Raw genomic sequence first — 487 nt, 5'->3', positions numbered from 1 at the left:
GACACGGCTGAGATCGACCGCCGAGGCCGAGCTCGGGTCGCTGGTCCACAGCCGCGACGTGCTGGTCAAGCAGCGGACCATGCTGCTCAACAAGCTCCACGCGCTCTTCGCGCGCCACGGCCGGAAGCTCAGGAAGGAAGGCCTGACCAGCCGCAAGCGGCTCCGCGAACTCGATCTCGACCGGTTCACGCCGCTGGAGCAGGTCGAGCTCGGGGCGCTGCGCGACCAGGCGCTGAGCCTGACGGAGACGATCGCCCGGCTCGACCGCGCCATCGAGGCGGCCGGAGCCGAGCTGGATGGCTTCGAGGGGCTGACCAGCATCAAGGGCATCGGGCCGCGCTCGGCAGCGATCCTGCTGGCGGGGATCGGCAATGTGGACGACTTCGAAAGCGCCGACAAGCTGGCGGCCTATTTCGGCATCGTCCCGCGGGTCAGCCAGTCCAACGAGACCGACACCCGGGGCCGCATCACCAAACGCGGCGACAAG

General features: G+C 69.2%; 1 protein-coding gene. It reads left to right on the top strand.

The features are described 5' to 3' along the window. Positions 1-487 (top strand): transposase (locus ACH13J_RS18380; RefSeq protein WP_397544792.1); only part of this gene is annotated, 487 nt, incomplete at both ends.

Source organism: Roseovarius salis (assembly GCF_044472985.1).
In the GTDB taxonomy this organism is placed as follows: Bacteria; Pseudomonadota; Alphaproteobacteria; order Rhodobacterales; family Rhodobacteraceae; genus Roseovarius; species Roseovarius salis.
This window is presented reverse-complemented; position numbering and strand designations above follow the sequence as displayed.